This window comes from Brevibacterium sp. HMSC24B04, assembly GCF_001806835.1.
Lineage (GTDB): Bacteria > Actinomycetota > Actinomycetes > Actinomycetales > Brevibacteriaceae > Brevibacterium > Brevibacterium ravenspurgense.
In genome coordinates this window covers 1-3598 of the sequence record NZ_KV786116.1, presented here as the reverse complement: position 1 = coordinate 3598, position 3598 = coordinate 1, and the positions used below count along the sequence as shown (strand labels likewise).

4 protein-coding genes and 2 pseudogenes are annotated in these 3598 nt (G+C 56.0%); 5 read left to right on the top strand and 1 reads right to left on the bottom strand.

Features of this window, described 5'->3' with window-relative positions; all coding sequences use genetic code 11:
- Positions 1-206: pseudogene (locus tag HMPREF3092_RS10055) on the top strand (hypothetical protein); the annotation flags it as partial.
- Positions 207-265: 59 nt separating this feature from the next.
- Here the strand turns inward: HMPREF3092_RS10055 and HMPREF3092_RS10050 are convergent.
- The gene (locus HMPREF3092_RS10050; protein ID WP_070424790.1) at positions 266-727 is read right to left on the bottom strand and encodes a L,D-transpeptidase family protein; all 462 of its coding nucleotides are present in this window, start codon (positions 725-727) and stop codon (positions 266-268) included.
- Between HMPREF3092_RS10050 and HMPREF3092_RS11075 the strand changes: the two genes are divergently transcribed.
- The 4 genes and pseudogenes from HMPREF3092_RS11075 to HMPREF3092_RS10035 form a co-directional block, all read left to right on the top strand.
- Entirely contained in the window at positions 717-1037 is a 321-nt protein-coding gene (locus HMPREF3092_RS11075) for a DUF4258 domain-containing protein (protein WP_141738022.1), read from the top strand. The two genes, HMPREF3092_RS10050 and HMPREF3092_RS11075, sit on opposite strands and share 11 nt — an antisense overlap.
- 4 nt (positions 1038-1041) lie before the next feature.
- Positions 1042-1266, top strand: coding sequence for a DUF2283 domain-containing protein (locus HMPREF3092_RS10045; RefSeq protein ID WP_070424789.1), 225 nt, complete (start codon positions 1042-1044; stop codon positions 1264-1266).
- A gap of 123 nt (positions 1267-1389) precedes the next feature.
- Positions 1390-2697 (top strand): phage portal protein, encoded by a 1308-nt coding sequence (locus HMPREF3092_RS10040; protein WP_070424788.1) that lies wholly within the window; start codon positions 1390-1392, stop codon positions 2695-2697.
- Positions 2694-3482: pseudogene (locus HMPREF3092_RS10035) on the top strand (head maturation protease, ClpP-related); the annotation flags it as partial. The gene HMPREF3092_RS10040 and the pseudogene HMPREF3092_RS10035, both read left to right, overlap by 4 nt.
- Positions 3483-3598 lie beyond the last annotated feature (116 nt).

The window sequence follows — 3598 nt, the reverse complement described above, 5'->3', positions numbered from 1 at the left end:
AGGCGCTGATCGCGCGGCTTCGGGAACTGACTGCAGATCCCGAGCGTGGTGATTGGCAGACCTGGATTGCCCGATACGACCTCGCCAGCGACAGCTTCGACCACACGTTCCTATGGCCTGGGGAAGACGACGGCTATAACGTCCTTGCCTATGACACCCCGATGTCGGCAATTGAAAAGCTGAACCCGGCCCACCGGGCTGAGTAACCGCAAAAGCCAAATTCGCCGCGCGTTCTTCTCGCCCGGTTGAGGTCGCTCCCTGCACCCTATTGGTTCTTCAGTTCGCCTCTAGGCGCGATCACAATGCGCGGGCTGTGCTGCGGCTGCAACCAGGTGACGAGCGTGACCATTTGCTTCTCTGTCACGGATACGCACCCGGCGGTCGAACCTTTACCGTGCTTGTGAACGAAAATCGCGGAACCGCGGCCCTTTTTCCTAGCAGAGTTGTAGTCCACCACGGCCACGTGACTGTACTGCGGGATCTTGGAGAACACCTCGGCGTCCTTAGCGCGGCAATTGCTGTTGGGCGCACTCATCCACGTGTTGTAGTGGCGTGAACCAGACCGTGAACACCATTGGTCGTTGCGGTCGGCGCGACGGTACTTGATCTTGGTGCCTTTGGGTTTTGCTTTGGTGCCGAAGGTGAAAGGGATGCGGTATTGCCCCATGGGTGTCTTGCCGTCGCCTTCGCGTTTAGCCTTCGCGGTCGCCAGTCCCTTGGTCAACACGGATTATATAATTGACGGTAACCGCTTAATTCAACGTGTCCACACCGATGCCGAAACAATTTATCCTGTAGTCGCCGACCCTTTCTGGATCCCTGCTTTAGGTGTTATGGCGAATTTTACCCGTCATGCATTGACTCAAATGGCTGCTAGAAGCGTTAGTAAAGAATTGGTGAAACAGGTAGTAAGAAATGGTGCTAAAACAGCAGGAAAGAAAGGAACTTCTGTGTTCACTCAAGGTAAAGTCAAAAATAGAATTCGCGTTATTGTAGCCAACAAGACTGGTAATATTATTACTGTCACGAAAGGATGAACTTATGCACATGACCTACGATCGGGAAGTCGATGCTGCCTACATCACTTTCGGTAAGAATGTTGGAGCCGGTGAAGCGGCACAGCAGGTTTCATTCATAGAAACGCCTAACGGTCAAACGCAAGTAACAATAGACGTTGATAAAGAAGGCTACCTTCTCGGGATTGAAATACTTTCAGCTTCAGTTGGCTTACACGCTGATGTAATCAGTGAAGCAAAGCAGCTGTAGACTTCGTCTTTTAGGTATTTCCTACGAAAAATAGTGTAGGCAACTTAGGCTCTGTTATTAGCTCTTCACAGTGATCCCTACCGCAATTTAGCGGTAGGGATCACTTGCTTTAAAGATTAAATTATGAAAAAACTTACTGCTATATTTCGGAATCGGAACACTGCTAATCACTCTTTACCAAACAGTAGATATAGTTTCTTTTTTGGGTCTTCCTCAACTAGGCGTGCGGTAACTGAGTATTCCGCTATGCAACTAACCGCTGTTTACAGTTGCGTGCGGATCCTCGCCGAAGCGATCGCTGGCCTGCCGTTGCATGTGTATCGGCAGCGTGGCGATGGTGGGAAGGAGAAGGCTCTCGACCACCCTTTGTATCGGCTGCTGCATGATGAGCCGAACCCGGAAATGACCAGTTTCGTATTCCGTGAAACCCTTATGACGCACCTGTTGTTGTGGGGTAACGCGTTCGCCCAGGTGATCCGCAACGGCCTCGGCGAAGTGATCGCACTCTATCCGCTCATGCCAAGCCGCATGGCCGTCGGCAGAGACTTGGGCACCAGGCAGCTCTACTACGAGTACCAGACCTCCTGGGATGAGCCCGCCGGGAAGTATGAGACCATCCGGCTAGCCCCCTCGGACGTGCTGCACATCCCCGGCCTGGGTTTCGATGGGCTAGTGGGGTATTCGCCGATTGCGATGGCGAAGAACGCGATCGGCCTCGCCCAGGCCACTGAGGACTACGGCGCGTCCTTCTTTGCTAACGGTGCCGCCCCCGGTGGTGTGCTGGAGCATCCGGGAACGATCAAGGATCCAGCCCGGGTGCGGGATTCGTGGCAGGCCACGTTCGGCGGAGCCCGTAACTCCAACAAGATCGCCGTCTTGGAGGAGGGCATGAAGTACACGCCGATCAGTGTGTCTCCGGAGCAGGCGCAGTTTTTGGAGACCAGGAAGTTTCAGATCAACGAGATCGCCCGGATCTTCCGCATCCCGCCACACATGATCGGCGACCTCGACAAAAGCAGTTTTAGCAATATTGAGCAGCAGTCGTTGGAGTTTGTGAAGTACACGTTGGATCCGTGGGTGATCCGTTTCGAGCAAGCCATCACTAAAACCCTCCTGTCGGAGCGTGAGAAGCCGTCGGTGTTTGTGAAGTTCAACCTCGAAGGCCTACTGCGCGGTGACTACCAGTCCCGCATGGAGGGGTATGCGGTGGCCCGCCAGAACGGGTGGATGAGCGCCAACGATATCCGCGAGTTAGAAAACCTTGACCGGATCACACTCGAGGCTGGCGGCGACCTGTATTTGGTCAACGGCAACATGCTGCCCCTCGGTCTGGCTGGTGCCTACGCCGCCAACCAGCCAGCTGACGAAAGCCCGCCACCAGAGGATCCGCCCGATGAGTCCCGAGACCACCTTGTAAGGAGGAGGATATGAGTAGACGTTTCTGGAACTGGGAGGCGCCCCAGCCAGACGATCAAACCACTAGTGACCCGGATGGTGCTTCCGTCCGGGTTTTGCGTATTAACGGCCAGATCGCAGAAGAGTCCTGGTTTGCTGACGACATCACCCCAGCCCTATTCGCGTCCGAGTTGAATGCTGGCTCGGGGCCGGTGACGATCTGGCTCAACAGCCCTGGCGGTGACGTGGTTGCGGCAGCGCAGATCTATAACCTGCTCACCGCTTACCCCGGCAAGGTGACGGTCAACATTGACGGGATCGCCGCGTCTGCTGCGTCGGTGATCGCGATGGCCGCCGAGACGGTGGCGATGAGTCCGGTATCGATGCTGATGATCCACAACCCTGCCACCCTCGCCATCGGCGACAAAGACGAACTCGCGAAAGCCTTGTCGATGCTCGAGGCGGTCAAGGATTCGATCATTAACGCCTACCAAGACAAAACCGGCCTGTCGCGGGCGAAACTGTCGCGGATGATGGACGCCGAAACCTGGATGGACGCCACCGCGGCCATCCAACTCGGCTTCGCAGACCAACTCCTCACCACCGAACGCCACCCGCTGACCAGCCAGGATCCAGATGGCGAAGAGGAAGAGGAGAAGGAATCCGGCAAGCCCCAGTCAGTTCCACCAGGCCAAACGAACGCGGACCAGGGTGTGGTGTTTGCTCGCCGGCCGTGTGAGCAGCGCCTGATCGCCGCCTGTGCTAGCAAGCCTCCCGAACCCAAACCCAAACCCAAACCTGATCCTGTTGATTCTGTGCAGCCCGCTCGGCCTTGTGGTCGGCGGGTTGTTGGTGAGGAGACCCAGATCACCACAGTGTCCTCGCTGAATCCGGCGTTCAACAAGGCGCTGATCGCGCGGCTTCGGGAACTGACTGC

What these genes read in the sequence shown, in the direction of transcription:
- HMPREF3092_RS10045 (WP_070424789.1), top strand. Translation starts at nt 1,042, where the DNA reads ATGCACATGACCTACGATCGGGAAGTCGATGCTGCCTACATCACTTTC.
- HMPREF3092_RS10040 (WP_070424788.1), top strand. Translation starts at nt 1,390, where the DNA reads ATGAAAAAACTTACTGCTATATTTCGGAATCGGAACACTGCTAATCAC.